The following is a 3,085-nucleotide window of genomic DNA, read 5'->3' as shown; positions in this document are numbered from 1 at the left end:
CCCCCTGCCCGCCCCGACCGGGGCGGCGGCTCCTCCTCGAAGCTGAGCAGGTCGTCGAGGCCGGTCCGCTCGCTCATTGCACTGACCCCGTTCGCGACTGCGGGGCTCGCAAACGCGGCTCACTCCTCGCGCTCACCGAACCCACCCCGTTCGCGACTGCGGGGCTCGCAAACCCGGCTCACTCCTCGCGCTCACCGAACCCACCCCATTCGCGACTGCGGGGCTCGCAAACGCGGCTCACTCCTCGCGCTCACCCGGTCACCCCCGGATGCCTCGCGCTCATGCGGGCATCTCGCCGGCCGTGGCGAGGGCCGCCAGTTCGCCGCGCAGCCGGCGCAGCGCGGCCCGGGCCTGGTCACGCATCCGCGCGTCCACCGTGTGCGTGGCGTACCGGGCCTCGCGGTAGACGTGAGCGAAGCTGTCGAGCACGTCGGCGCTGGCGATGGCGGGCACCCCGGCAGCCGGGTCGCCCCGGAGCAGCCGGGTGACCAGGTCGGTCGGGGTGTCGCCAGTGTGGCGCGGCACTCCGGCCTCGGTGGCGGCCTCCTCCAACCGGACCCAGCAGGCGATGACGGCGGTGCGGGGGTCGGTGTCGGCGTCGTCCAACTCGACCAGGCCGGCGTCGAGGGCGGCGACCACCTCGCGGGCGGTGCCCTCGGCGCTGCGCCGGGCCCGTGCGGCCGGGACGGCGCGGGTGGTACGGCGCAACGCGCCGCGCAGCAGCGTCCAGGTCAGGTAGCCGAGCGCGGCCAGAACGGCGAGTCCGAGCAGGACGACCGCCACGGTGGCGATCCACTGCGGCACGTTCGCCCGGGTGGCCTCCGCGCCGTCGCGGGGCTCGACCGGGATCGAGGGCGCCGGTTCGGCGGTCGGGTACTGCGGGACGTACGGGATGTTGTCGGCGGCGGGCGGGATGCGGCTGGCGCCGATCGAGGAGTGCCCGGCGGCGAGCGCGGCGGCGGCGAGCAGGAGGGCCATCGCGGCTACGGGCCACCACCTGCGCAGCACGCCGAGGTCCATCGCCACCGCCCCACGCAGTTCAGTCCACCCCGGCGAGTTGTTTCGCCCGGGCGAACACGTCGTCCAGCATCCCTGGTGTCAGCCGTCCCGTGAACGTGTTCTGCTGGCTGACGTGGTAGCAGCCGAGCAGTGTGGGGGCGGCCGTCCCGGACCAGTGTGCCCCATGGCCGAAGACCGGTCGCGGGCTGGGCGGGCGGTTGCCGTACACCTGGCGCAGCACCGGCCACCAGGCGGCCCACGCGAAGGCGCCCAGCGCCACCACGACGCGCAGGGTGGGCCGAATCAGCGCGACCTCGCGGTGCAGCCAGGGGGCGCAGGCGTCCCGTTCGGTCGGGGTCGGTTTGTTGTCCGGCGGGGCGCAGCGGACCGCGCTGAAGACACGGACGTCACGCAGGGCCAGCCCGTCGTCGGCGGCCACGCTGGTCGGCTGGGTGGCCAGGCCGGCCCGGTGCAGCGCGGCGAACAGCACGTCGCCGGAGCGGTCGCCGGTGAAGATGCGGCCGGTGCGGTTGCCGCCGTGTGCGGCGGGCGCCAGGCCGAGAATGGCGATGCGGGCGTCCGGCGGGCCGAAGCCGGGCACCGGCCGGCCCCAGTAGTCCTGGTCCCGGAAGGCCGCCCGTCTCGTCCGGGCGACCTCCTCCCGCCAGGTGACCAGCCGGGGGCAGGCGAAGCAGTCGCTGACCGCGCCGTCGAGGTCGGCCAGGTCGGTCGCCCGCGCGGCGCGGGCGACCACCTCGGCGGGGTTACGGACCTCAACCAAGCTTGGCCCGGAAGAGTTCGAGGGTACGGGCCCAGGCGGTGGCGGCGGCCCGCTGGTCGAAGTGCTCCGGCCGGTCCTCGTTGAAGAAAGCGTGCGCGGTGCCCGGGTAGTCGTAGGTCTGGCAGGTGCCGCCGGCGGCCTCGACAGCCCGCTGGACGGTCTGCACTCCGTCCGCGCTGGAGGTGCCGTCGGCCTCGGAGCAGTGGACGACCGCGGCCTTGCCCGCGTAGTCGGTCCACTCCCGGCTCATCCCCTCCCAGGGCAGCCGGGGATAGAAGGCGGCGGTGGCGACGATCCGCTCGGAGTGGGTGGCCGCCCAGAGGGCCAGGCTGGCGCCGGCGCAGAACCCGGCACAGCCGATCTTGCCGGTGACGTCGAGCCGGCCGGCCAGGTACTCGGCGGCGCTGGCGATGTCCGCCGCCGCCTCGTCCATCTGCGCGCTGTTCAGCATCTGGCGGGGCTCACTCGGCTTGCTGGCCGGCTCGCCGTGCCGGAAGTCCGGGGCGAGGGCGACGAAGCCGGCCTCGGCGAACCGGTCCACGACCGCCTGGACGTGGGGTACCAGCCCCCACCAGTCCTGGATGACGATGACCGCCGGGCTGGCCGCACCGCTGGAGGGTATCGCGAGATACCCCCCGCGAGGCCCTGCGTTGCCGGTGTAACTCACCATCTCGCCCATGGGTCTGCCCTCCTGACGGTCAGTCATCATTGGCTGGTCGCACAGTGGTCGTACGTGCCGGTAGCCTGCCACGCCGTGGACGCGTCGGGAAGATGCGAGAACAGTGGCATTTACCTCCCGTTCACCTCGGCGGAGACCCGAAACACCGGCGGCGGTCCCGGGACGGTGCCCGCGCCGCCGCCGGTGAGGCTCGGTCAGCCCTTCTTCGTCAGGCAGAGCAGGTAGCCCCGCTCGCCTGAAGCGATGTTGTAGAAGACGTAACCGTCCTGGCCGGGCGCGACGAACTGTTCGCACGCCTTGCCGGACCGGGCCTGTTCCTGGGTCTGGTCGGGCACCCGACCGACCACCGTGTACGCCGCCTCGGCGGTGCCGCAGTCGACTACCGCCACGTCCCGTACCGTCCGCTCCTCCATACCGCTGACCTGCGGCAACTCGGTCAGGCAGTCACCGGCCCGCGCCCGCTGCACCGGGTCGGGTTGGAGCAGGTCGGCGAGGGCCTCGGCAGCGCCGAACTTCAGTGCGGCGGCGACGAGCAGCCCGACCACCACGGCGACTATGGCGAGCGCCTTCAGGACGCCGATTCCGGCGGCCAGCGCCCCCGGCCGCTCGCTGCCCGGCTCATCTCC

At 73.9% G+C, this 3,085-nt stretch carries 3 protein-coding genes and 1 pseudogene; all 4 read right to left on the bottom strand.

Going from position 1 to position 3,085, the window contains the following annotated elements:
- Positions 1-279: 279 nt before the first annotated feature.
- Positions 280-1,020 carry a DUF4129 domain-containing protein gene (locus tag E1193_RS30740; RefSeq protein WP_132186630.1) on the bottom strand — a complete coding sequence of 247 codons (741 nt, stop codon included), beginning with the start codon at positions 1,018-1,020 and terminating at the stop codon, positions 280-282.
- Between the two features lie 19 nt (positions 1,021-1,039).
- Complete coding sequence (locus E1193_RS30735) at positions 1,040-1,780, bottom strand: uracil-DNA glycosylase (RefSeq protein ID WP_347877054.1); 741 nt, start codon at positions 1,778-1,780, stop codon at positions 1,040-1,042.
- Positions 1,773-2,459 (bottom strand): dienelactone hydrolase family protein, encoded by a 687-nt coding sequence (locus tag E1193_RS30730; protein WP_132186627.1) that lies wholly within the window; start codon positions 2,457-2,459, stop codon positions 1,773-1,775. The genes E1193_RS30735 and E1193_RS30730 overlap by 8 nt, the downstream gene beginning before the upstream one ends.
- Before the next feature lie 194 nt (positions 2,460-2,653).
- Positions 2,654-3,085: pseudogene (locus E1193_RS30725) on the bottom strand (hypothetical protein); the annotation flags it as partial.

The organism is Micromonospora sp. KC606, assembly GCF_004348675.1.
Lineage (GTDB): Bacteria > Actinomycetota > Actinomycetes > Mycobacteriales > Micromonosporaceae > Micromonospora.
The sequence above is the reverse complement of the archived record's forward strand: the minus strand, read 5'-3'. Positions and strand labels throughout refer to the sequence as shown.